The 23,546-nt window shown below is 61.9% G+C and carries 27 protein-coding genes; 18 read left to right on the top strand and 9 right to left on the bottom strand.

Features of this window, described 5'->3' with window-relative positions:
- The first annotated feature begins 141 nt into the window (after positions 1 to 141).
- On the top strand, positions 142 to 900 hold the full coding sequence (locus AADA15_RS08080; protein ID WP_341641049.1) for an OB-fold-containig protein: 759 nt from the start codon (positions 142 to 144) through the stop codon (positions 898 to 900).
- Between the two features lie 46 nt (positions 901 to 946).
- On the top strand, positions 947 to 2,659 hold the full coding sequence (locus AADA15_RS08075; RefSeq protein WP_341641048.1) for a flotillin family protein: 1,713 nt from the start codon (positions 947 to 949) through the stop codon (positions 2,657 to 2,659).
- Positions 2,660 to 2,716: 57 nt separating this feature from the next.
- On the opposite strand, the gene AADA15_RS08070 is transcribed toward AADA15_RS08075, so the two are convergent.
- The 4 genes from AADA15_RS08070 to AADA15_RS08055 all read right to left on the bottom strand — a co-directional run bounded on the left by AADA15_RS08070 (position 2,717) and on the right by AADA15_RS08055 (position 5,943).
- Positions 2,717 to 3,940 (bottom strand): MFS transporter, encoded by a 1,224-nt coding sequence (locus AADA15_RS08070; RefSeq protein ID WP_341641047.1) that lies wholly within the window; start codon positions 3,938 to 3,940, stop codon positions 2,717 to 2,719.
- A gap of 188 nt (positions 3,941 to 4,128) precedes the next feature.
- Positions 4,129 to 4,869 (bottom strand): hypothetical protein, encoded by a 741-nt coding sequence (locus AADA15_RS08065; protein ID WP_341641046.1) that lies wholly within the window; start codon positions 4,867 to 4,869, stop codon positions 4,129 to 4,131.
- A gap of 100 nt (positions 4,870 to 4,969) precedes the next feature.
- Complete coding sequence (locus AADA15_RS08060; RefSeq protein ID WP_341641045.1) at positions 4,970 to 5,371, bottom strand: rhodanese-like domain-containing protein; 402 nt, start codon at positions 5,369 to 5,371, stop codon at positions 4,970 to 4,972.
- A 170-nt stretch (positions 5,372 to 5,541) separates the two neighbouring features.
- Positions 5,542 to 5,943: a rhodanese-like domain-containing protein gene (locus AADA15_RS08055; RefSeq protein WP_341641044.1), complete on the bottom strand. Its 402-nt coding sequence runs from the start codon at positions 5,941 to 5,943 to the stop codon at positions 5,542 to 5,544.
- 208 nt (positions 5,944 to 6,151) lie between these two features.
- Between AADA15_RS08055 and AADA15_RS08050 the strand changes: the two genes are divergently transcribed.
- Positions 6,152 to 7,195 (top strand): aldo/keto reductase, encoded by a 1,044-nt coding sequence (locus AADA15_RS08050; RefSeq protein ID WP_341641043.1) that lies wholly within the window; start codon positions 6,152 to 6,154, stop codon positions 7,193 to 7,195.
- Between the two features lie 189 nt (positions 7,196 to 7,384).
- Here the strand turns inward: AADA15_RS08050 and AADA15_RS08045 are convergent, their stop codons facing one another.
- Positions 7,385 to 8,410: a GlxA family transcriptional regulator gene (locus AADA15_RS08045; RefSeq protein WP_341641042.1), complete on the bottom strand. Its 1,026-nt coding sequence runs from the start codon at positions 8,408 to 8,410 to the stop codon at positions 7,385 to 7,387.
- Between the two features lie 144 nt (positions 8,411 to 8,554).
- Between AADA15_RS08045 and bcoG the strand changes: the two genes are divergently transcribed.
- From bcoG to AADA15_RS08025, 4 genes are read left to right on the top strand one after another with little or no spacing between them, the layout of a single operon-like run.
- Positions 8,555 to 9,472 (top strand): 3-dehydrocarnitine:acetyl-CoA trimethylamine transferase BcoG, encoded by a 918-nt coding sequence (gene bcoG, locus AADA15_RS08040; RefSeq protein WP_341641041.1) that lies wholly within the window; start codon positions 8,555 to 8,557, stop codon positions 9,470 to 9,472.
- 43 nt (positions 9,473 to 9,515) lie between these two features.
- Complete coding sequence (locus AADA15_RS08035; protein ID WP_341641040.1) at positions 9,516 to 10,073, top strand: lipocalin family protein; 558 nt, start codon at positions 9,516 to 9,518, stop codon at positions 10,071 to 10,073.
- Positions 10,074 to 10,100: 27 nt separating this feature from the next.
- Positions 10,101 to 11,573, top strand: a complete 1,473-nt coding sequence (locus tag AADA15_RS08030; RefSeq protein WP_341641039.1) for a carnitine 3-dehydrogenase — start codon at positions 10,101 to 10,103, stop codon at positions 11,571 to 11,573.
- Between the two features lie 10 nt (positions 11,574 to 11,583).
- Positions 11,584 to 12,336, top strand: a complete 753-nt coding sequence (locus AADA15_RS08025; protein ID WP_341641038.1) for an SDR family oxidoreductase — start codon at positions 11,584 to 11,586, stop codon at positions 12,334 to 12,336.
- On the opposite strand, the gene AADA15_RS08020 is transcribed toward AADA15_RS08025, so the two are convergent.
- Entirely contained in the window at positions 12,333 to 13,193 is an 861-nt protein-coding gene (locus tag AADA15_RS08020; protein WP_341641037.1) for a helix-turn-helix domain-containing protein, read from the bottom strand. The genes AADA15_RS08025 and AADA15_RS08020 overlap by 4 nt on opposite strands.
- A gap of 307 nt (positions 13,194 to 13,500) precedes the next feature.
- Between AADA15_RS08020 and AADA15_RS08015 the strand changes: the two genes are divergently transcribed.
- Together AADA15_RS08015 and AADA15_RS08010 are read left to right on the top strand one after the other, a co-directional pair.
- The gene (locus AADA15_RS08015) at positions 13,501 to 13,749 is read left to right on the top strand and encodes a fatty acid desaturase family protein (protein ID WP_341641036.1); all 249 of its coding nucleotides are present in this window, start codon (positions 13,501 to 13,503) and stop codon (positions 13,747 to 13,749) included.
- 264 nt (positions 13,750 to 14,013) lie between these two features.
- Positions 14,014 to 14,916: an EamA family transporter gene (locus tag AADA15_RS08010; RefSeq protein ID WP_341641035.1), complete on the top strand. Its 903-nt coding sequence runs from the start codon at positions 14,014 to 14,016 to the stop codon at positions 14,914 to 14,916.
- A 9-nt stretch (positions 14,917 to 14,925) separates the two neighbouring features.
- Here the strand turns inward: AADA15_RS08010 and AADA15_RS08005 are convergent, their stop codons facing one another.
- Together AADA15_RS08005 and AADA15_RS08000 are read right to left on the bottom strand one after the other, a co-directional pair.
- Positions 14,926 to 15,657, bottom strand: coding sequence for an NUDIX hydrolase (locus AADA15_RS08005; RefSeq protein WP_341641034.1), 732 nt, complete (start codon positions 15,655 to 15,657; stop codon positions 14,926 to 14,928).
- A 32-nt stretch (positions 15,658 to 15,689) separates the two neighbouring features.
- Complete coding sequence (locus AADA15_RS08000) at positions 15,690 to 16,094, bottom strand: DUF983 domain-containing protein (RefSeq protein WP_341641033.1); 405 nt, start codon at positions 16,092 to 16,094, stop codon at positions 15,690 to 15,692.
- A 197-nt stretch (positions 16,095 to 16,291) separates the two neighbouring features.
- On the opposite strand from AADA15_RS08000, the gene AADA15_RS07995 reads away from it, so the two are divergent.
- From AADA15_RS07995 to AADA15_RS07980, 4 genes are all read left to right on the top strand, one after another.
- On the top strand, positions 16,292 to 16,807 hold the full coding sequence (locus AADA15_RS07995) for an EF-hand domain-containing protein (RefSeq protein WP_341641032.1): 516 nt from the start codon (positions 16,292 to 16,294) through the stop codon (positions 16,805 to 16,807).
- Between the two features lie 73 nt (positions 16,808 to 16,880).
- On the top strand, positions 16,881 to 17,456 hold the full coding sequence (locus AADA15_RS07990; protein WP_341641371.1) for an RNA polymerase sigma factor: 576 nt from the start codon (positions 16,881 to 16,883) through the stop codon (positions 17,454 to 17,456).
- On the top strand, positions 17,443 to 17,850 hold the full coding sequence (locus AADA15_RS07985; protein WP_341641031.1) for a hypothetical protein: 408 nt from the start codon (positions 17,443 to 17,445) through the stop codon (positions 17,848 to 17,850). The genes AADA15_RS07990 and AADA15_RS07985 overlap by 14 nt, the downstream gene beginning before the upstream one ends.
- The gene (locus AADA15_RS07980; RefSeq protein ID WP_341641030.1) at positions 17,847 to 18,395 is read left to right on the top strand and encodes a periplasmic heavy metal sensor; all 549 of its coding nucleotides are present in this window, start codon (positions 17,847 to 17,849) and stop codon (positions 18,393 to 18,395) included. Before AADA15_RS07985 ends, AADA15_RS07980 begins: the two co-directional genes overlap by 4 nt.
- Before the next feature lie 75 nt (positions 18,396 to 18,470).
- Here the strand turns inward: AADA15_RS07980 and AADA15_RS07975 are convergent, their stop codons facing one another.
- Positions 18,471 to 19,871 (bottom strand): diguanylate cyclase, encoded by a 1,401-nt coding sequence (locus AADA15_RS07975; protein WP_341641029.1) that lies wholly within the window; start codon positions 19,869 to 19,871, stop codon positions 18,471 to 18,473.
- 114 nt (positions 19,872 to 19,985) lie between these two features.
- Here AADA15_RS07975 and AADA15_RS07970 point away from each other — a divergent pair, with 114 nt between their 5' ends.
- The 5 genes from AADA15_RS07970 to AADA15_RS07950 all read left to right on the top strand — a co-directional run.
- A complete protein-coding gene (locus AADA15_RS07970) occupies positions 19,986 to 20,270 on the top strand; it encodes a DUF3572 domain-containing protein (protein WP_341641028.1) in 285 nt (94 codons plus the stop codon).
- Between the two features lie 47 nt (positions 20,271 to 20,317).
- On the top strand, positions 20,318 to 21,016 hold the full coding sequence (locus AADA15_RS07965; protein ID WP_341641027.1) for an HAD family hydrolase: 699 nt from the start codon (positions 20,318 to 20,320) through the stop codon (positions 21,014 to 21,016).
- A gap of 223 nt (positions 21,017 to 21,239) precedes the next feature.
- Positions 21,240 to 21,947 (top strand): trimethylamine methyltransferase family protein, encoded by a 708-nt coding sequence (locus AADA15_RS07960; RefSeq protein WP_341641026.1) that lies wholly within the window; start codon positions 21,240 to 21,242, stop codon positions 21,945 to 21,947.
- Positions 21,948 to 22,113: 166 nt separating this feature from the next.
- Positions 22,114 to 22,308, top strand: a complete 195-nt coding sequence (locus AADA15_RS07955) for a hypothetical protein (RefSeq protein ID WP_341641025.1) — start codon at positions 22,114 to 22,116, stop codon at positions 22,306 to 22,308.
- 39 nt (positions 22,309 to 22,347) lie between these two features.
- Positions 22,348 to 23,546 (top strand): methyl-accepting chemotaxis protein (locus AADA15_RS07950; RefSeq protein WP_341641370.1); only part of this gene is annotated, 1,199 nt, incomplete at its 3' end.

Here is a 23,546-nt window from a genome sequence, read left to right as displayed (position 1 = left end):
TCTTGTCTATCAATGCTCTCCCGGCCATCTTTCCCATAGGTTGTATGGGTGCGGGGGTTGAAACGGGCGCAAAGCCTTTCCATATGCATTGTATACCATCGCATACTTATTCGAATCCGCGTTGAAAGGTTTGTCACACGAATGCTGGACTTTCTGCTTGAGGGCGCCTTTGCCCCCTTTACCCTCGCGCTTGCGCTGCTGACCGGCCTGATGGTGCTGGAACTGGTCGCGCTGCTCCTGGGGGGCAGTCTGATCGGCTCTGATGGGGATGCGGATCTGGATCTCGGCGCGGGGGAGGTCGGTGACATCGATCTTGACCTCGATGGCGCGAATCTGGGCGGGATTGAGGGCATTGACGCCGCTGATCTGGATCTGCCGGATGCAGATCTCGATCTGGAGCTTGCCCCGGATACATCGGCGGACGCAGCTGTTTCGGCACCGACGGGTTTGGCCGGTTGGCTGGGGCTGGGGCGCATGCCGACGGTGATCTGGCTCGGCACTGTTCTGCTGGGCTTTGGCCTGTCGGGCATGGGCCTGCAGGTGGTGCTGTCCTCGACCTTTGGCCTTTTGGCTCCGGCTTGGGTCGCGGCCATTCCCGCAGGGGCGTTTGCCTTCTGGTTCGCGCGGGTCTTTGGCGCGGGTTTTGCACGGCTCCTGCCCCAGACCGAAACCGAGGTTCTGTCAGAGCGCAACCTGGGGCGCCGCCGCGGCATTGTCACCCAAGGCACCGCCGCCAGGGGCCGCCCTGCCGAAGTGCGCGTCATCGATGGCTACGGCAATGCCCACTACCTGCGCGCCGAACCCCTGAAAGAGGGGGAGACCATCGCCCAGGGCACCGAGGTTCTGGTGATCCGGGATCGGCGCAAAGGGAGTTACGTGCTTGTTGCCGTCTCCGAATAAGCTTGACGATAAAATTCTAACTTTTGTCCCAAAGGGAGGTTTCTCAATGGAGTTTGAGTTTCTGCTGATTGTTGTAGTTGGTATTCTGGTTTTGTTTGCTTTGATTTCGCTCAGCATTGGGCGCATATACAGACGCTCAACCCGCGAAATAAGTCTCATCAGAACAGGGCTGCGCGGGAAATTGGTCATCATGGATGGCGGTGTTTTTGTGCTTCCGCTGCTGCATGAGGTCAGCCCGGTCAACATGAAGACCCTGCGCCTTGAGGTGAAGCGCGACGGCGAGGCGGCGCTAATCACCCAGGACCGGATGCGCGTCGATGTGGGCGTCGAATTCTATGTCTCGGTCAATGCCACTGAAGAAGGGATCGCTCGCGCGGCTCAGACCCTTGGCAACCGCACCTTCGATGTGGAGCAGCTGCGTGAGATGATCGAAGGCAAGCTGATCGACGGTCTGCGCGCCGTGGCGGCGCAGATGACCATGGACGGGCTACACGAAAACCGCGCCGACTTCGTGCAGGAGGTGCAGAATGCGGTCTCCGAGGATCTCTTGAAGAACGGCCTGTCGCTGGAATCCGTCTCTCTGACGGCGCTGGATCAGACCCCGTTCGAGGCGCTTGATGAAAACAACGCCTTTAACGCGGTGGGTATGCGCAGGCTCGCCGAGGTGATTGCCACCTCGAAAAAGGAACGCGCCCAGATCGATGCGGAGGCGGATGTGGCCGTGCGCCGCGCCGCGATGGAGGCCCAGCGTCAGAAGCTGTTGATCGAACAGGACGAGGAACAGGCCCGGATCGAGCAGAAGCAGAAGGTTGAAACCCTGCGCGTTGCGCAAGAGGCCGAGATCGCAGCCCGCACCGAGGACAGTGTGCGCGAAACCGAACGCGCCCGCATCGCGCGGGAAGAGGCCATTCGCGCCGCCGACATCGAGCGCGAGCGCAAGATCCGCGAGGCCGAAATCTCGAAGGAGCGTGAACTGGAAGTGGCCGAACAGGAGCGCCAGATCATCATCGCGCAGAAATCCGAAGAGGAAAGCCGCGCCCGCGCCTCGGCTGACCTTGCCCGCGCCGAAGCGACCAAGGCGACCGAAGCTGTGACCACGGCCCGTCAGGTGGCAGAGGCCGAGCGTCAAAAGCAGATCGTGCTGATCGAGGCCACACGCGAAGCGGAGCGGCAGGCGACCGCCATTCGTCTGGCCGCGCAGGCGGAAAAGGAAGCCGCCGCCGACCGCGCCCAAGCGCGCCGCGAAGAGGCCCAGGCCGAAGCCGATGCGCTCAACATTCGCGCGGAGGCCAAGAAGAACGACATGCTGGCCGAGGCCGAAGGCAAGCGCGCCATTGTTGAGGCGGACAATGTCCTCTCGGACGCGCAGATCCGTTTCAAGGTGGATCTGGCCCGGATCGAGGCGATGCCTGCTATCGTCGCCGAAATGGTCAAACCTGCGGAAAAGATCGACTCGATCAAGATCCATCAGGTGGGCGGCATGGGAACTGGCGCAGGTGGTGCTGGCTTCGTGGCGGCCTCTTCGGGGGGCGGTGACAAGCCCGTCGTCAACCAGGCGCTCGATTCCATCATGGGCATGGCCGTGCAGATGCCCGCACTCAAGAAACTGGGCGAAGAGCTGGGTCTGTCGATGGAGGACGGCGTGGCCGGGATCGCCAGTGGTGCTCTTGGTGTTTCTCCTGAACCCACCGGTGAGGCGATCGAGGGCGAGGCGGGGGTGTCGGAAGCGGCAGGCCAGCTCGAGACAGGCAAGGGGTAAGCCCCTTCCAGAATGCGCAAAGGGCCGGTCTTGTCCGGCCCTTATCGTATTTGTCCTTTACCGGTTTTCCCGCTCCCCCTTGGTGAGGCGCCCGATGGTGAAGGAGGTGCGCGGCGCATAGACGTAGTTCGTGCGTTCGTCCGGTGTCGGGCGCGAGCGCATGCGGGAGAGGCCAAAGACGATCAAAGCCAGGTGGCCAAGCGCGATGAAGGCGAACAGGGCCTTTGGGCCGAAACTTCCGATCAGCACCGATGAGATATAGGGCGCGGCAATCGCGCCCAGCGCATAGAAGAACATCAGCGCCGCGGCCAGCTCGACCCGTTCATCGGATGTGGCAAAGTCGTTGGCATGGGCTGATGAAACGGAGAATACCGGAAAGGCTGCGAGACCGAAGAGGCCCGCCATCAGCATCGTGGCTTCGGTGCTGTGGCCCGAGATCAAGACGGTCAGGCCGCAGGACAGGATGGCGCCGACCGAGAGCCAGATCAGTATCCAGCGGCGGTCGAATTTGTCCGCAAGCCACCCGACCGGATATTGCGCCAGGGCTCCGCCGAGTACGAAGGCAGCCAGGAAAAAGGCGATCTGGTTCAGTTTCAGCCCCACTTCGGTGCCATAGATCGGTCCGACCATGCGGAACGAGGCAGCGCCAATGGCTGCGACGATCACACCGACGACCGCCAGTGGCGAGCAACGCCAGGCAAGGCCGGGGCGCAGGCGCGGGGCCGCTGGCATCGCGGGCTGACTGGCGCGGGTCAGGGTCAGCGGCAGCAGGGCGGCGCAGCACAGAAGGGCCAGGAGGTTGTAGGACACATAAGAGGCGGGTGGCAGAACCGCGATCATCAGCTGCGCGGCAAGCGAGGCGATAAGGTCTGCCAGCCGGTAGCTGCCCATGGCCCGGCCGCGGCTTTCATTGGTGACCTTGGCGTTCATCCAGGCCTCGATCACCGTGTAGCACCCGGCAACGGACAGACCCGAGGCAATCCGCATGGCGGCCCAGGCCAGGGGGGCTTCGGTCAGAGTGTGACCGATCAAACCCATCGCGCCAAGGGCGGTGCAGACAGCAAAGGCACGCGAATGCCCGACCGCGCCCATCAGCCTGGGCGCCCACCAGCAGCCGAGGAAAAACCCGAAGAAATGCGCTGAGCCGAGGAGGCCGATCTCTTCTTTGCTGAACCCCAGCGTAAGCCCTGAAATGGCATCAAGCGGTCCGACACCCCCGGCTGAGAGCTGCAGCAGAATGACGGACATGAAAAGGGCGGCAAAAGACAGGATGAGGTGCATGACGGGTCGGACTGTGACGGCATTTTTTCAAGATGCCTAGTGATTTTCGGCATTTGCAGTCGCATTCGAGCGATGGGTGTCATTTCTTTTCCGTCTGGTGGCGCTCCCGCGCAGCGGCGGTCCTTTTGCGATGTCCTTCGCCCCTTGGGCCCAGCGCCGGGCGCAGCCCGGCGCTGGGCCCAAGTCGGTCAGGGGGGCAGCGGCGCAGCCGAGGCCCCCCGCAGACGCGGGAGAGCTGCCGCTTTTTGCTGGGCGGGGGGATTTGCAAGTTGGTGCGATTCTTTCCCTCCGGGGGGCTCGACCAGGGGCCTGCGCGGCGCGGCTTGCGTGATCTTCCATTGGCGCGGAGGCTGGGCACGGGCCCGCAGGAGTTCAAGCTGCCAGCAGCGCTGCCTCGCATGATGGGCAGGTTGCATGGACCAGCGGCTTTCGATGCCCTGGGCGCCCCCCGCGCCTGGTGTCAGCAACAGGCCCAGTGGCGGCAGCCCGTCCGGGGCTGCTGTGGCACCGGAGGCTGCGGCCATGTGCAGGCGGCGCACCGGGGTGATGGCCGGGGGGCTGGGCAGCTCCGCCACCACCAGCGGAGCACCGCCGCAGCGCAGGGCCTCCTCCATGACCCAGAGGATATCATCCTGTCGGGAGGGGCTGACCCACAGAAACCGGGCCGGATCCGCAAACTCGCAGATTCCGTCCGGGTTCAGATGAGCATTTTCCTGTGGGGCTGAAATCCACACGACCGGGCCATAGGTCGCTCCTGCCAGCCATAAAGCAAAACTGCATCTGGCGCCCCCGCAGGCTTCATGCGCGCGCCCCCGCAGCAGGACGGCGTCTTTCAGCAGGGTGAGGCTGCCCTCCGGTCGCGTTTGGTGTGGTTGAGGCAAGGCGTGGCTGGCGGCCAGCAGGCGAGAGGCGCTGGGATGAATCGACATGTTGAAAATACTAGCATGTTCATCTTTTGTTCTCAATGGGGCGATGGGCTGCGGCGCCATCCCACCCGGCCCGTGCACAGCCGGGAAATTCTCAAAAGGATCAGCTCTCGCGCGGGACCACGGGGCCGCCCTTTTCGACCCATTTGGTAAAGCCGCCTTCCAGATGCAGAACGGGGGACAGTCCCATCTCCTGTGCTACACGGGCGCTCAGCGCTGATCGCCAGGCGCTGGCGCAATAGAACACATAGGTCTTGTCCTGATTGAAAACCGGCTTGTGATAGGGGCTTGCGGGATCGATCCAGAATTCCAGCATGCCGCGCGGACAGGAAAAGGCGCCGGGGATCATGCCCGAACGTTGCAGCTCCCGGATATCGCGCAGATCGACGAAGACATAGGCGTCATCCTGCGCCTTCTTCATGGCCTCTTCGATGGACATGGTGGCGACCAGGGCATTCGCTTCGGCCAGAAGGTCTTTGATGCCCTTGGTGATGATCTGTGGCATGAGGCTCTCCTTTGTCAGCTCCGTTGGAGGCTCTTGCATTTCGGGTGCCTCGGCAAGCCCCCCCCCCGGCACAGGAGACGTTGCGAGACAACAGGGGCGCACCAAAAGCCCCGACCTTCCAACAAGGCCGGGGCGAAAAGATGTCAGGTTCCGGATCGCTCTGGACGTTGTCACCACTTCACAGGAGACAAGGCGCCGCCGGCTTGCATCCAGGCGTCCAAGCCGCCCTCCAGGTGCCGCACTTCGGGCAGGCCAATATCGAGCGCTGCCTTGGCCGCCAAGGAGGAGCGCCAGCCGTTGTCGCAGTAGAAGACAAACAGTTTCTCGCTGCCGAAGACTTCCTTGTAATAGGGGCTTTCGGGGTCGATCCAGAATTCGAGCATGCCGCGTGGGCAGGAGAATGCGCCGGGAATGACGCCGGTCCGATAAAGTTCGCGAATGTCACGCAGGTCCACGAATTGCGTGTGGCTCTGGCTCAGGAGGACTTGCGCTTCCTCTGTGCAGACGTGCTGGACCACGGCATTGGATTCGGCGACAAGGTCCTTGAAACTCTTTTTTGTGGTGAATGTCATAACGGGCTCCTTCAGTGCTTATGATGCAGTTCTCGGGGTCCTTAAGCGTGTCCTTTCTGTGACTTCGGTTCGGGACTTTTTCACTATGTTAGCGTCACCATATTGGCCGCAATCACGGGCATGAGTAAAGGACGCTGCCGCATAGGGTTGCACTCCTTTAGGGCAGGAGTAGATACTTTCGGTACAATTCAGACAGGGACTGCGCGATATGAAAATGAACCCTTTGGGCCGCACGGGCATGGTGGTGTCCGAACTGTGCCTGGGCACGATGACCTTTGGAACCCAGACCAGTGAGGCGGATGCCCATGCCCAGATCGACATGGCGCTGGCGGCGGGCGTGAATTTTGTCGACACCGCCGAGATGTATCCGGTGAACCCTGTCAGCAAGGAAACGGTGGGCGACAGCGAGGCGATCATCGGCAACTGGAATGCAAAGAGCGGGCGGCGTGGCGATTACATCCTTGCCACCAAACACTCGGGCGAGGGGCTTGCCGCAGTGCGGGACGGGGAGCCGATCTCATCCAAGACCATCGCGCCGACGATTGAAGGCTCCTTGCGCCGCCTCAAGACCGACTACATCGATCTTTACCAGTTCCACTGGCCCAACCGGGGCAGTTACATGTTCCGCAAGAACTGGACCTTTGACCCTTCGGGGCAGAACCGGGAAGAGACCCTTGCCAATATGGAAGACTGCCTTGAGGCGCTTCAGGCACAGGTCGAGAAGGGAAACATCCGCGCCTTTGGCCTCAGCAACGAAAGCGCCTGGGGCACTGCGCAGTGGCTGCGCCTGTCCGAGGGCAAGGGCTACCCGCGGGTGGCCTCGATCCAGAACGAATACTCGCTCCTGTGCCGGATGTATGACACCGACCTGGCCGAACTCAGCATGAACGAGGATGTGGGCCTGATGGCGTTCTCACCACTCGGAACAGGACTGCTGACGGGAAAATACCAGAACGGGGCAGTGCCTGAGGGCTCCCGCAAGACGCTGAACCCGGAGCTGGGGGGGCGTCATTCGCCGCGCGTCTATGCGGCGGTGGACGCTTACCTTGAGATTGCGCGCAAGCATGGGCTGGATCCCGTGCATATGGCGCTGGCCTGGTGTCGCACACGTCCGTTCATGGCTTCGGCCATCTTTGGTGCGACAACGGTGCCGCAACTCGAACATGCGCTGAGGTCTGTCGAGGTGACGCTCACTGATGACGTGCTGGCCGAGATCGACGCGGCCCATCGTGCGCATCCGATGCCTTACTGATCTGGCGCCAAGCAAGCCGGGTGGAGCTCCCGCGCCCGCAGGTGCATCGGCTGTTGCCGATACCCCTCGCCCAAGGGGCCGATGTCACATGGAACATGTGCCAAGGCTGCGCGGGAGTGCAACGAGACCGGCCTGATGACACATTTTTTCAGGCGATGCGTCCCTCAAAGGCGAATGAACCTGTCATCCTTAGTGTGTGATCGGGCGATGACTTTCCCCACCAGTCCCTTGCGCAGAGTAGTTGGCGGACGGCCCATCGTTTCGCGCCATCCTCAGATCGCGGGCCGAGGTGCCATGGGCCAGCCGGAAGGCGCGGGCAAAGCTCGATTGCGAAGTGAACCCCGTCGCCATCGCCACATCCATCAGCGGCAGGTCGGTATCCGTCACCAGGCGCCGTGCTTCGGCCAGGCGCAGTTGCAGGTAATGGTCCTGCGGTGTGGTGTTGAGGCGCAGGCGGAATTGCTGCTGCAGGCTGCGCGGGCTGGTGCCGAGCGTTTCGGCAATCTGCGCCAGCGGCATCGGATCATCCAGCGCGGCTTCCATCAGGGCATTGGCCTTGGCGGTCAGCGCATTGTGCTTGTGCCCGCCCAGACGGCTTTGCGGGCGCGGCGTGCTGGTGGGGCCATCGTAGAGGAACAGCCCGGCCACACGTGCGGCGAACCCTGCGCCGTGGCGGGCGCTGATAATGTGCAGCATCATCTCGATCGCCGGGGTTGCCCCGCCCGAGGTCAGTCGCCCGTCAGAGACAGTGAACCGGTCGCTGCGGCAATCCACATCGGGGAAGCGGGCCGAGAAATTCTCGAGATCCTCCCAATGGGTGGTCGCGGGGTGATCGTTCAGAAGGCCCGCCTCGGCCATCAGCCAGGGGCCGCCATCGATGCCCGCAATGGTGGCGCCGGTGGCCGCGATCCGGCGCAGCCCGGCCAAAAGGCTGGGGGTGGCGTGGCGCGCCAGCTGGAACCCCGCGACGACGATCAGCAGATCGCAGCCCTCCAGCCGTGACAGGGGCGTTGTCGGAACGGTCAGGCCGCTGGTCAACATCGGCGCTTCACCCGTTGCGCCAATATAGTCCCAGTCAAAGGCGCAGCGCCCCGCCAGCCGGTTGGCCGCGCGCATCGGATCGACCGCCGCCGCAAAGGAGAGCGTGTTGCATTCGTCCAGCACCAGAACCGCACATTTCAGCGGGCGATGCTCGGGTTGCAGGATGTTTTTCACGGATTTCGTCAAGTGAGATTCGCTTTGCGTCAACTGTTCAGGCCAAGGCTGAGGCACAGTAGGCGGCAAAGCAAACAGGAATCTGGGGGGGAGTCTGGGGATAACCCATGGCAAAACCCTGTACATCGAGGGGAAAACAAAAACATGCCTCTGACCATGAACCGCGACGTCTTCATCACCTGCGCCGTCACCGGATCGGGCGGCACCCAGGACCGCAGCCCGCATGTGCCCCGTTCACCCAAACAGATCGCCGACAGCGCCATTGCAGCGGCCAAGGCAGGCGCCGCCGTGGTCCATTGCCACGTGCGCGACCCCGAAACAGGCGCGCCCAGCCGCGATCTGGGGCTCTACCGTGAAGTGACCGACCGCATCCGCGACAGCGACACCGATGTGGTGCTGAACCTGACGGCGGGCATGGGCGGGGACATCGTCTTTGGCGACGTTGAAAACCCGCTGCCGGTCAAGGAAGCGGGCACCGACATGATCGGCGCCACCGCGCGCATGGCCCATGTGGCAGACTGCCTGCCGGAAATCTGCACGCTCGACTGCGGTACGATGAATTTTGCCGAAGCCGACTACGTGATGACCAACACCCCCGGCATGCTGCGCGCCATGGGGCAGATGATGACCGACCTGGGCGTCAAGCCCGAGATCGAAGCCTTTGACACCGGCCATCTGTGGTTCGCCAAGCAACTGGTGACTGAAGGCATTCTGACCAGCCCCGCCTTGGTGCAGCTGTGCATGGGGGTGCCCTGGGGCGCGCCCAATGACCTCAACACCTTCATGGCGATGGTCAATAACGTGCCCGGTGACTGGGACTGGTCGGCCTTCTCATTGGGGCGCGATCAGATGGCCTATGTGGCGGCCTCGGTGCTGGCGGGCGGCAATGTGCGCGTCGGGCTTGAGGATAACCTCTGGCTGGAGAAGGGCGTTCTGGCCGAAAACTGGCAGTTGGTGGAACGCGCAGGCACCATCATCGAGAACATGGGCGCCCGCGTGATCGGCGCTGCCGAGGTGCGCGAAAAGCTGGCCCTCGTGAAACGCGCGCCGGTGGCAAAGTGATCATTTGCGCACTGGTGCGACTGGGGCAAAGGGGTGAGGTGACATGCTAAAACGCGTGGGTGCCGCAATTGTGGTCGCGGCGGTTGTTGGATTCTGGGGGGCTTCGCAAGTCGCTGCGGAGCGCTATCGGGACCGGTCGGTTCCGATTGCCTCCGTTCCGCAGTTGGACGTGCAGCGGTACCTCGGGCTCTGGTATGAAATCGCGCGGTTTCCCAATCGGTTCGAGAGGGGCTGCGAAGGGGTGACGGCAGAGTATGGTCTGCGCGACGATGGCAGGCTTTCGGTCTTGAATACCTGCCGTGAAGGGGCTGTGGATGGTCCCGTGAGCACCGCCGAAGGTGAGGCCAGGATTGTCGCCCCGGGTCAGCTCTCGGTGAGTTTCGTTCCCTGGTTGCCGTTCGCACGGGGAGACTACTGGGTGCTTTGGATCGATGCTGATTACAGCATCGCGGCCATTGGCAACCCGAAAGGTAAAACAGGCTGGATCCTGGCGCGCACGCCTCAGGTCAGTGCGACAGATCGCAAGGATGCCGAAGCGGCGCTGGCGCGTAATGGCTATGACGTTTCGCGCCTCTACGATGTGGCCCAGCCAAGCAAATAAACCTGATGAATTCGGAGAGATCGGACAGTGAAAACAGCAGCAATCATCGGTGGTGGGGTCATTGGGGGCGGATGGGCCGCGCGGTTCCTGTTGAACGGCTGGAACGTGCGCGTCTTTGATCCGGACCCCGAGGCCGAGCGCAAGATCGCCGAGGTTCTGGAAAATGCCCGCCGCGCCCTGCCGGGGCTGGGCAATGTGGCGCTGCCTGACGAAGGTGCGCTGTCTTTCCATCCCACCATTGGCGAGGCGGTTGCGGGGGCCTCTTGGGTACAGGAAAGCGTGCCAGAACGCCTGGATCTGAAGCAGAAGGTCTACGCCGAGCTGCAAAAGCACGTGGCGCGCGGCGCAGTGATCGGCTCCTCCACCTCGGGCTACAAGCCGTCGCAGCTGCAGGAGGGGTTCGACAACGCAGCGCAGATCGTGGTTGCCCATCCCTTCAACCCGGTCTACCTGCTGCCGCTGGTCGAAGTGGTCAGCACCGAGGCGAACACCCCCGAGGTGATCGACAAGGCCAAAGAGATCATCTCCGAGATCGGCATGTACCCCCTGCACCTGAAAAAGGAGATCGACGCCCATGTGGCGGATCGCTTCCTTGAGGCGGTCTGGCGCGAGGCGCTTTGGCTGGTCAAGGACGGCATCGCCACCACCGAGGAGATCGACAACGCGATCCGCTATGGCTTTGGCATCCGCTGGGCGCAGATGGGTCTGTTCGAGACCTACCGCGTGGCGGGCGGCGAGGCAGGCATGAAGCACTTCCTGGCGCAGTTTGGCCCCTGCCTCACCTGGCCCTGGACCAAGCTGATGGATGTGCCCGAGTTCAACGACGAGCTGGTCGATCTGATCGCAGGCCAGTCCGATGCGCAGTCGGGCGCATACTCCATCCGCGAGCTGGAGCGAATCCGCGATGACAACCTTGTCGGCATGATGCGGGCGCTGGGCAACACCAACTGGGGCGCGGGCGCCTTGCAGAACGCTCATGACAAGGCGCGCGAAGGTGCCATGGGGCTTGCCAATACCATGACTGAGATCACGGATCCCTCGCAGCCGGTGCTGACGCTGAACCGCGTGGTGCCGCTGGATTGGACCGATTACAACGGCCATATGACCGAAAGCCGTTACCTGGATGCCTTTGCCCAGTCCACCGACCGGCTGATGGCGATCATCGGCTGCGATGCGGAGTATATTGCATCTGGTGGCAGCTTCTTCACCGCCGAAACCCACATCCGCCACATCGATGAGGTGCACGCTGGTCATCCCATTCAGGTGAAAACGCGCGTGATCATGGCCGAGGGCAAGAAGATGCACCTCTGGCATGAGATGTATGAGGGTGAGCGGCTGCTTGCGACCGGGGAACATATGCTGTTGCATGTGGATCTGGCGACGCGCCGCTCCGCGCCGCCTGCGCCGCATCTTGCGCAAAACCTTGCCACCTTGGCGCGCGCCCATGCGGATTTGCCCGCACCCGAAGGGTTGGGCCGCGCCATTGGCGCACCGCGTTAGGGGGGCTTTGATGCGGGTTCTGATCACGGCAGGCGCCTCTGGCATCGGGCTGGCCATGGGCAAGGCATTCGATTCGGCCGGGGCAGAGGTCTGGGTCACGGATCTGGACGCTGCGGCGCTGAAGGGCCTGCCGGATCGCTGGCGCACCCGCGTGGCCAATGCGGCGGATGAAGGCGCGATGCGCTCGGTCTTTGACGAGATCGCAGCGGCGGGCGGGCTGGATGTGCTCTGCGCCAATGCGGGGATTGCCGGGCCAACCGCCAAGGTCGAGGAAATCGACCTCGATGACTGGCGTGCCTGCGTCAGCGTCAATCTGGAGGGCGCCTTTCTGGCGGCAAAATACGCGGCTCCCCTGTTGAAATCGGCGGGGCGGGGGGCGATTATCCTCACGTCCTCCACTGCCGGTATTTATGGCTATCCGAACCGCGCGCCCTATTCGGCGGCGAAATGGGCTGTCATCGGCTTGATGAAGACGCTGGCGATGGAGCTGGGGCCCCATGGCATCCGCGCCAATGCGATCTGTCCCGGCGCCGTCGAAGGGCCGCGCATGGAAGGCGTGCTGGAGCGTGAAGCGATGCTGAAAGGCATGAGCCGCGATGCGGTCTATGAGGGCTACGCGGCGGGCACCTCCATGCGGTCCTGGGTTCGGGCTGAGGATGTCGCGAATATGGCGGTGTTCCTGGGGTCTGACGCGGCGCGGATGGTGTCGGGGCAGGTGATTGCCGTCGATGGCCACACCGAGAACCCCGATCCCAAGGTTTAAGGCGTGTAGTCCTTGTAGGCGCGCAGTTTTTCGGGAAACTGCCGGGCGGTAAGGTCTGCCTCGCGCACCAGCCGGTCGAAATGGTTCGTGAAGGTTTCGACCCGCTCGCGGTCGCGAAAGGCCATGTAGTGACTGCCAGCGTAGAAGACACAGAGCAGCGGGCCAAAAATGGTCAGCGGCGATGAAAACAGCCTTTTTGCGTCAAAAAGATAGACCCGCAGCCGCGGATAGAGCTGGGTGCAGATCTGCTCGAAGTGATCGAGTTGCTCAAGGCGGATCTCCAGCGGCAGGCCTTCGTAATAGCCGGTCGCCTGGGCAAAGCTCTCCAGCTCGTAGGTGGGCATGGCGATTTCGTAATCGGACTGGGCCTGCCGCATCCAGGTCAGGCGATCTTCTGAGGCGCCGATGGCCTGATCGGCAGAGCGTCCCAGATGCGGCGCATATTCCCATTCGAGCAGGGCGCGGGTCTTCAGCATGTCGGGCAGGGACACAGGCACATGGCGGATCTTGTAACCTGCAGCCTCACGGTGCCAGTCGAAGATCTGATCATCCACCAGAGCGCGCGACGCTTTGCTCCCCGCCATGCCGGAGGCCAGCAGCTCGGCCGCGTTTTCGGGGCGTTCTGACAGGCTCAGCAGCCAATCCGCCGATACCCCCAGCGCAGTGGCGCAGGCCCCGACCACATGGGCGTTGGGCAGCCGCGCACCCTGATCGGTCAAGAGCTGCGAGATGGTCGAACGATCCACACAGGCCTGGCGGGCAAGGGCGCTTTGGCTGATCCCGCGGGTGCTCATCGCCCGGTTCAGGCGCTCTCTGAACTGCCGGGCGCGCAGCCGCTTGTCGATCTTCACATTCATTGGTGATAATTATCACAGGTGCTGCAGTTTGTTAACAGCATTCTGAATTTCGAACAGCAGAACGAACACCTATTCTCCCCGTAAGCGGCTGCCATCCCCATGCGCAGCACCCAAAAAGAGCCAGGATACCCTTGAAAAGGGGGCAGAATGGAGACGTGCAGGCTGCCGGTAGTCAAAGCCGCGATCTGGAATGCAATTGGGTTCTCGGTGATGACGGTTGTCGGGTTTCCGGCACGGGCACCGCCAGCCTGGGCTGCCCAAATGGCAAAGACTGCTGCTGCCGGCAAACAAGACAACGCTGGGGCGGATGATCCTTGGCCCGCCGATAGCACAGATCTGTTTCCTGACCGGGGAGTGGCGCCTGATCCGGGCGGTTGGCCGACAGGTGATCACGGACTGGCTGTTGCACCTCGCGGGTGCGGGCCCGGTGATCTGGCTGCTCGGGCGATCGCCCCTGCCGGTCAGGGCCTGTGGTGTGGCGGTCTATCCGGCTCTTTCGCTGCTGAAGATCCGCACCTTTCTGGAACACCGCGCCCATGACGAGATTCATGCCTGAACAGTCCTGGTTGAGGATCGTGTTCGGCTGGTCTTCCTCCTGCTGAGCAACAACCTGCATGTCTTGCATCACGTGCATCCGGGCGTGCCCTTGCATGCGTTGCCGCGTCTTTATCGCTGCAACGAACCTGCCTTCAGGCAGGTCAGCAAGTCGCATGTCGATGGCTCCTGCCTGCAGGTTTTTCGTCACTATCTGGTGAGAACCAAGGATCCGGTGCCGCATCCGCTCTGGCACAGGGAAGGATTAGCGCTCATAACCGGGCACATGTTGACCTGGATACCCGTCTCCATCGCCGCCGCGAGCTTTCAGACCGTGCGCTTCATGCTGCAGAAGGTGCTGAGCAGCGTCACCCTGTCGCCGGGTGGGGCAACCTTTGCGCGATTTGCCTATTCGGCACCTATCATTCTGGCGACTCTGGCGACCTATCTGGCGGTTACGGGGCAGAGCCTTCCCGCGCTGTCCGCCCGGTTCTGGGCCTTTGCATCCATCGGCGGCACCGCTCAGATCCTTGCAACGGTCTGCGTGGTTGCGCTGTTCAAGCAACGCAATTTTGCGGTTGGCATCACGTTCAAAAAGACCGAGGTGATCCAGACCGCCATAGTTGGCCTCATCGTGCTCGGGGACGGGATCAGCCCCTGGGGGTGGGCGGCGATCCTGATCGGTCTTTCGGCGGTTATGGTCCTGTCGAAAACTCCCGATGTGCAGGGCGCCTGGTGGCAGCATCTGACCAACAGGGCATCAGTGCTTGGCCTCGGATCGGGCGTGCTCTTTGCCTTTTCCGCCGTCAGCTATCGCGGGGCATCCTTGCAACTGGGAGACCTGGATCCGATGCTGCGCGCGGGGATTACCCTGTCTGCCGTTGTTTCCCTGCAGACGCTGTTCATGCTGGTGTGGCTCACTTTGCGTGAAAAGGGTGAGATCACCCGCGTCTGGCAGGCGCGCCGGGTGGCGGTCTGGGTGGGGCTGACCAGTATGGCCGGCTCTTTCTGTTGGTTCTGGGCCTTTACCTTGCAGAACGCCGCTTACGTAAAGGCGCTGGGCCAGATCGAACTGGTGTTGTCACTTCTGGCTTCAGTCCTGTTTTTCAAGGAAAAGATCTCGGCCCGCGAGATCATCGGTATGGCGCTGCTGGGCCTGTCGATCCTGGCTCTGGTTCTGGCGCTCTGAGGGGGCGCCTCAGTTGCTCTCGGGCATCGGGTAGCCCTTTAGGCGCAGGAACAGGCTGGTTTCATCGTCGTTGCGGAAATAGGGAACGCTGCCCGGCGGGCTGGTGTCGCGGATGCGGCCCGTCACCTCGGCCAGTACCACTTCGGTGATGAAGGGCAGATCGAAGGTGCGTACCTCGCTCAGCGGGATCCACTGAAGATGTGACAGTTCATCCGATGCGCTGGAGAAATCATCCAGATCGCCGGTGATTTCGGCCGCGTCGATCAGGAAGAAACGTGCATCAAACCGGCGCGGCCGCCCCGGAGGCGTGAGGGCGCGAAATACGAATTGCAAGGCGCGCGCCGAAGGCAGATGCCCGCTTTGGGCAAAGGCTTGCCAATCCTCGGGAACGCTGCCGGACCACGTGCCGGGGGTGCCGAGCAGCAGGCCGGTCTCTTCCCACAATTCACGGATCGCAGCGGCGGCAAGGGCGTGGTGCAGATCTTCCGGGGCCTGCTCTGAAAGGCGGTTTCGGCAGAGCTCTGGCAGGGGTGCGGCGAGGGGAACCGATGCATCTGCCGGGTCGACGGCGCCGCCGGGAAAGACAAACTTGTTTGGCATGAAGGCCGCCTTGGCACCCCGCTGACCCATCAGGACCTGCGGATCGTCGGACATCCTGTCGCGCACGGCGATGACTGTGGCCGCGTTGCGGATGGCCGATTTGTCCTGGCTCGTGACCCCCTGAACCTCTGCGTTGTTCATCTGCCTCTTCCCTTGTTGTTATTGCAAAGGGATCAGGCCCTGTCGTCGAACCCGTGCATGCGCCGGGCCCATTGGTAGGCCACGACAATTCCCTTCAGTCTGGGCAGAAGATACAAGGAGGAGGCCAGACAGCCAATCGAGAAAACCGTAAAGGTGACAAGAGGTTCCGGTCTGTAAGCAAAATAGACCACATGCAGGATCGGGGCCATCAGGTGCCCGACGATCAGAATGGTCAGATAGGCGGGACCATCGTCGGCGCGGTGCCCGGACAGGTCGAGGCCACAATTGCCGCAGCGATCATTCACCTTGAGGTAGGAATGCAGCAGATCTCCCTTCCCGCAGTCGGGGCATTTGCGGCGCCAGCCCTTGATGAGGGCCGGTTTGGTGGGGCGATCGTTTTCAATATCGGGGGCCGGTACGGCTTGAGACTCGGTCATGGAAAATCCTGTGTTGCGTGCCCATGTTCTCGCGCTTCTTGCCCGAGGAAAAGGGGGGCGCACAAGCTCTGCGGCGGCATGCCGCAACATTAGCAGCCAATAGTTAATTCACTTTTTTGCGACGGAAAGCCGGGGCCGGGGCGTTTCTTCTGTGTATCAGGCAGCACACGGGTGCTGCGGGCAGAAGGAACAAAGGCATGAAACATACGCAATTCATCGGTGCGATCGTGGCCGTGGCAGCCCTTGCCAGCGCATCGGTCGCTCTGGCCAAGCCGGGCATGGGGCACCATGGGCCGCGGGTGTCTTTCGAAGAGTTGGACACCGACGGAAATGGCGAGATCTCCAAGGCCGAGATAGAGGCGCACCGCGCGGTCCGCTTTGCCGCGACGGATACTGACGGGGACGGAAAACTGTCGGCGGCCGAGATCGAAGCAGAAGGCGCAAGGCGCGCCGCAGAGCGCGCGGCGCGGATGATCAAACGTCATGACACTGATGGCGATGGTGTGCTGAGCCAGGAAGAGTTGCCCAGACCTTTGAAGCGTGGTGATATGTTCGCACGCATGGACAGCGATGGCAGCGGTGGGATTTCGAACGAGGAGTTTGAAAACGCGCGTGCCAAGATGCGCGGCAAACACCACAAGGGCCGGGAGTGCGGCCAGAAACCGGGCCAAGAACCGGGCCAGAAGCAGGAACAGGACATGGAGCAGAACTGATCTATCAGGCGTGCTGCAACACACGAGCATACCGCCGGGCGGGGCTTCTGCGGAAGGCCTGCCCAAGGTGACCATGACCGGCCAGACGCCGGATGAGGAGGCGTTGCTTGCGCAGTTTGCCGAGGGCGATGGGCGTGCGGCCGCATTGCTGACCGATCGTCTTGGTCCACGGGCCTTTGGCGTGGCCCTGCGGGTTCTTGGCAACCGGGCCGAGGCCGAGGATGTCACACAAGAAGCCATGCTGCGTCTGTGGCGTATGGCTCCGGACTGGCAGCCGGGGCAGGCCCGTGTGTCGACCTGGCTCTATCGGGTGGTGATGAACCTCTGCATCGATCAGAAGCGACGCCAGCGTCGCGGACATCTTGATCTTGATGCGGTGCCCGATCCGCCGGATCCGGCCAAGGGCGCCCCGGAGCGCCTTCAGGAGGATGCTCGTCACGACGCTCTGCAGGCGGCCTTGATGCAATTGCCCGAGCGGCAGCGGCAGGCGGTGATCCTGCGGCATCTGGAAGAACTGGCAAACCCTGACATTGCTGCAATTATGGACATCAGCGTCGAGGCGGTCGAAAGTCTGACCGCCCGAGGCAAACGGGCACTGGCGGGCATCCTCGCCGAACGCCGCGAAGAACTGGGGTATGACGATGGCTGATACCGAGGATGATCTGAACGGGCTCGACGCCCTGTTTGCCGAGGCGCGGCAGAACCGGCCCGAGATGCCAGATAACCTGACCGCCAGAATCCTGGCGGATGCGGCGTCGGTGCAGGCCGCACACCAAGGTGCAATGGCGGTGCAGCGGGGCCCGATGGGGCAGGCGCCGCGCGCGGCTGCCTTGCGCCTGTGGCATCAGTTCTGGCGCGCAGTCGGTGGCTGGCCTGCGATGGCTGGCATGGCGACGGCCTGCGGTGCCGGGCTCTGGATCGGCCTTGCGCCGCCAGACTTTGTACCGGACCCGATCGAGATCGTGCAGGCGTCGGCTCAGACAGAGTCTTTGCCTTATGAAAGCTATGATCTGGCTGTGCTCCTGGATGAGGATATCGAATGACCACTGAAAACGAAAACGGAGGCAAGGGGCCGACTGAGCAACCCGATGCGCCAGCGTCCAAACCAGAGCAGAAGACGGGCATGCGGCCTTGGCTGAAGGTTGTTCTCGCGGTCTCGTTGGCGGCGAATCTGGCGGTGGCGGGCCTGGCTGTCGGTGCGGCCCTGCGCTGGCAGGATGGGGGGCATCCCGATCGTCGGCCACCATCCGTGGGTTCCATGATCTACCGGGATCTGGACGGGGATACCCGCCGCGATCTGCGCCGCCGCGCCGAAGGTGAGCATGGCAGCTATCTTGCGCGTCGGCGTGCCGAAGGAGATGCCGTGATAACCCTGCTGTTGGCGGACCCCTTTGATGCACCTGCGTTGGCCGGTCTCCTGCAGCGTCAGGCCGAGACCCGCCATGCCTTCCATCTGTCCGTTCAAGATGCCTGGATCGCTCAGGTCACGGCGATGCCGACGGAGCAACGCCAGACCTATGCACGGCGGCTTCAGTCGAAGCTGTACCATCGCGGGGATTGGGAAAAGCGTCATCAGCCGGGACGTTGACGGATCGCCCTTTCTCTCAAGTCTTGGGAGTAAGCCACACGCTGAGAAGCCTTTTCAGCCTGTTGCCGCCTTTGGTCAGGCAGCCGCCGTGCCGGGGGGTGACAGTTTGGCCCGGTTTCGCCCCGCGTTTTTGGCGTTGTAAAGAGCCTGATCCGCGTTGGCGATCAGATCGCTGACCTGAATGGAGTCAGCCTTGGTGCCCCCGCCAATCACTGCGCCGATGCTGATGGTCACGGCAATGGAGTCCTGGATGCCCGGAACCGTGAAGGGCTTGCTGTTGATGGCATTGCACAGCGCGACTGCGGCCTGACCGGCCTCCAATTCGTCAGCGCCGGGCAGAACGATCATGAACTCCTCGCCGCCGACACGGGCCAGCAGATCCACCGGGCGCAGATGCTGTTGCAGGCGGCGTGCCGCTTCGATCAGGACGGCATCCCCGGCCGGGTGGCCGTAGCGGTCGTTGATCTGTTTGAAATGATCGAGGTCAGCAAGCATCAAAGCGAACTTGTCACCTGTTTCGGTTGCGCTGCGCGCGGTGCGGTCAAGGAATGGTTTCGCATAGCGCCGGTTGTAGAGCCCGGTCATCGGATCTTCGACGGCCGCGCGCAGGCCATTGCGCACACTGGCCCGCAGCAGATCGTGGCGATGCTTGTACTGCAGCTGGGTGTTGAGGCGCAGGGCCAGTTCTGCGACGTCAAAGCCGGTTTGCAGAACATCATGGGCGCCCCGGTCCAAGGCTTCGGCAGCCACATGCGGATCGCCGGGATTGGGCACCGCAATGACGACCGATTGACGGGTTGCAGCACGCGCGCGCAGATCGGCCAAAAGGCGCAAACCTGCTCCCGCGGTGGTTTCGTTCAGCTCGATGATAAAGACATCGGCGACCGGTTCGCTCATCAGGGGCTGGATGTCGCCGATCTGATGGGTGCGGATGTCGCGGTGCACATGGCCCGACAGGCGTTTCTTCCAATCCCGCGCGGTCTGGATGTCTTCGGCGACCAGGGCGATGCTGGCGTGCGGAGGCTGGGCAGAGGCGGTCCGATCAGTGAGCGGCAAGACAAACCCGTGCGAGGCGTCGCGCTGCATGTTCAGCTCTTCATTCGCGCTGCGGGCCCGCAAGAGGCTGCGGATGCGCGCCTGCAGAATGACATCGTCCAGCGGCTGAGGCAGAACGTCATCAATGCCCGCCGACAGGGCTTCGAGGCGGCGCATGGGGTTTTCGGTGCGGCTGACGGCGATGATCGGCACATCTGCGAGCGTGTCGTCGCGTTTCAGCTCTTTCTTGACGTCGGCGGCGCTGCCATCGGGCAGGACATTCGCGGTGAGCACCAGATCGGGGCGGCAGCTGCGGGCAATCTCAAGCACGTCAGACACGCTGGTCGCCAGCACGACGTCGTAATACGCCGCCGACAGCTGGACCTTCATCATGATCCGGTTGGTGGAAACACCGTCGATGACCAGAATGGTTCCCTGCACGCACAAACCTTTCAACGCATGGATTTCGATGACTGGTAGTTTTCTCAGTCACTGGTTAATAAACTGTTTCGTATTTTTACTAAAATGGCCGCAAGGTGTCAGGAAGGTGCCCATATGCAGGTTTCCGCCGATCAAGCCGAGACAATCGCACTGCAGGCGCTCGCCTGGCTGTCTGGAAATGATGAGCTTTTTCCAGTGTTTATGGGTGCAACTGGCGCAAGTGTTGACGATTTGAAAAGCCGGGCTGCGGATCCTGAGTTTTTGGGCTCCGTGCTCGATTTCTTAACGATGGACGATGCCTGGGTCATCGAATTCTGCGATTGCGTCGGGCTGAAATATGAATCACCCCTGCAGGCGCGGATGGCGCTTCCGGGTGGTGCGCAGATCCACTGGACCTGATACACCACAGGCAGACTGATGATGAAACTTTTGCGCAGGACATGCCCATGCCGGTAGATGCCTTTCTGTTCGACAAGGACGGAACGCTGTTCGATTTTGCAGCCACCTGGAACGGGTGGGCCGCGAAAATGCTGAGGTCGCTTTCGGCAGGGGACGATGCCTTGGCAGCCGCAATGGCGCAGACCCTTCGCTTTGACCTTGCCAATGAAACCTTTCATCCCGAAAGTTTCGTGATTGCAGGCACCAATGCCGAGGTCGCCAGCGCTCTCGCGCGGCATGTGCCACATATGCCGGAACCCGAGCTTGAGCGCTACCTGGCACAAAACGCGGCTGAGGCCGACCTAGCTGAAGCCGTGCCTCTGGCAGAGTTTCTCGATGGGCTCCTGGCGCGAGGGAAGGTCCTGGGCGTTATGACCAATGACGCCGAAGTGTCTGCCGTCAGCCAACTTGAACGGTCAGGGGTGCTGGATCGCTTTGCCTTTGTGGCGGGGTTCGACAGCGGCCATGGCGCCAAACCGGATCCTGCGCCCCTGCTGGCCTTCTGCGAGCAGTGCGGTGTAGACCCCGGGCGTGCGGCGATGGTCGGGGACAGTCTGCACGATCTTCAAGCGGGGGCAGCCGCGGGAATGCGCCGGATCGGGGTCCTGACAGGTTTGGCCTGCTATCAGGATCTTCACCCGCATGCTGACGCTGTTCTGCCAAACATTGGCCACATCCCGGACTGGCTGGACCGCCAGACCATCTGATCCTTCACCCTCCTTTGGATCAGGGGCGCCTTTGGCCCAAGGTCTGCGGCGGTGGCAGGGCAGGTGCAGCCATACGTATGGGCAGCGGCGCTCCATGATGGCGCCATGCGCATTCACCAAGTGTTTGGAGAGGTCTTTCTCAACCCCGAAGCCATCCAGTTCTTCTAACAGTCGGGCTGCAGGGGCGAGGGCGATCTGGTTCGTATGGACCGCAGATTTTGGGATGGAAATGCTGCGCATCCCCGGAGGGTTGAGCTATGCGCAATGCGAGACCCCGCCGCATGTATACACCAACATCAACTCGACTCCGCCGCTGAAGCATGTTGTTCCGATGATCGATGGCTGCCTGCGCATGGTCCGAAAAGGGCAGGCTGATCGCCAGCATGGAAAGATCATCATGGATTGCGAAGTCCTGCAGCATATCCAGCGCTGCATGCAGTTACAGATTTGCGTCACAGGTCATGAAGATATCGCTCCGGAAGCGATCCGCGAGCTGGGCAGTGACGGGCATTGCTTTGGCATCCAGCAGACCCAGCATCTACGAGGAGATCCCGGCAGATTTCGAAGCTCCTCCCATGGATCCTGCGGCCCGCGGCGAACGTGCCGATTTCGTTGCTCGCCGCACATCCCAAGGTGGTGCGCCGCCGCATTTCTGGGACAAAGGCCGGTGGATGTATGTGGCAGCATCCTCAAAGATTCGTATCTTAATCGAGCTTCAGTAAGGTCGCCTGACGTCTGGTGTGCCTATGGGCCACTGGCACCTGATGGCTGGAACCCCGAATATCTCCGGCGCGCAAGCGGGAGCCCTCACGACGATTGCACGACGTCGAACGTCTTGATGCGGCGTGTGCTCGGTGACTGTTTTTCTTATTTTACAGTGATTTGTCGCCTTGATGAGGCGCGCCTCTTCAATGCTGCGGTGTCAAGATAGTGAAAACATCCGTTGCTTAAAGCGTCAGTTTGAGACTTTTTTGGCAGATTCTGGTCAATCAAAGGCATTGGCGAACAATAAAACTATAATGGTCACTCTAAGGGAATCTTAGGAAAAGATGCGTATCCCTGCATGTCAAATCGCTCCATCTGAGGATCTGTTAAACATGCCCACGTTCCTGTACCGGTTACCGGCTCGTATCTATGCCTTGGCGGGGTTGGCCATCGTGCTTGCCGCCGTTTTGACCTTTGCAATGCTCGCACGGTCGGTGCAAAAATCATATGATTTGCGCGCTGACAAGCTCGACAGCCTGACCGACTCTGTGATCAGCATCCTGGCCGACCTTGAAGCCCAGGTCTAGGCGGGGACCCTCAGCCGGGATGAAGCCCGTGAACTCGGTATCCAGGCGGTAGAGAGACCGCGATTTGGAACAGCAGGCTATTTCTTTGCCTTTGACAGCAACAACTTGATGGTTGCCCATGCTGTTGCCAAGCAATTGATTGGCAATGACCAAACCGACTTTGAAGATGTCAATGGCGTGAAGGTCTTCCAGGAATTCCAGAAAGTCATCAAGGCAGACGGTGCAGGCGCCGTGATCTACCATTTCAACAAGCCCGACTCTGAAGAGCCCGAAGCCAAGATGGGTTATGTGAAGGTCTTCGAACCCTGGGGCTGGGTTGTCGGTACCGGTGACTATGTGGCTCATATTGATGCGGATATTGCAGCCTTCCGCAACGCAGCCCTGGCGGCGCTTGCTATTGGCCTTGCCGCGATGAGTGTGGCCGCGTTTTTCATTGCGCGCAGCGTGATCAAGCCGATCGAAAATCTGAAGCAGCGCATGAAATCCATGGCCGACGGCGACACCGAATCCGAAATCCCGGGCATCAAGAGCCACAGCGAGATCGGCGATATGTCCCGGACCTTGGATGTTTTCCGCAAATCACTGATCCGTCAGAAGGAACTCGAGGCCTCTCAGCAAGAGCGTGACCGCGCTCAGGCCGAGGTGGTGCAGACCCTGACGAGCCGTCTGTCGGTTCTCGCCGGTGGCGATCTGACCGTGCGCATCGACAGTACCTTCCCGGAGGATTACGAACAGCTGCGGATCGACTTCAACAAGACGGTCGAAAACCTCAACGGCACCGTCGCTCAGGTTGTCGAATCGGCGCAGAGCATCCGCAACGGCGCGGCCGAGATCAGCCAGTCTTCGGACGACCTGTCACACCGCACCGAAAGCCAGGCGGCCACGCTCGAGGAAACCGCCGCCGCTCTCGATGAACTCACCGCAAGCGTGAAATCCGCCGCTGAAGGCGCGCGCAGCGTCGAGAACATCATGGAAGAGGCCAAACAGGAGGCCGAAAACAGCGGCGTCGTGGTGCAGAGCGCGGTTTCGGCGATGACCGAGATCGAGCAGTCCTCGACCCATATCGCCCAGATCATCAGCGTGATCGACGACATCGCCTTCCAGACGAACCTTCTGGCGCTGAACGCAGGCGTCGAGGCCGCCCGTGCCGGCGAAGCGGGCCGCGGGTTTGCGGTGGTGGCCTCCGAAGTGCGGGCGCTGGCGCAGCGCTCCTCGGATGCGGCGATGGAGATCAAGAC

Origin of the sequence: Phycobacter sedimenti, from assembly GCF_038148855.1 — a bacterium.
Lineage (GTDB): Bacteria > Pseudomonadota > Alphaproteobacteria > Rhodobacterales > Rhodobacteraceae > Phycobacter > Phycobacter sedimenti.
The sequence above is the reverse complement of the archived record's forward strand: the minus strand, read 5'-3'. Positions and strand labels throughout refer to the sequence as shown.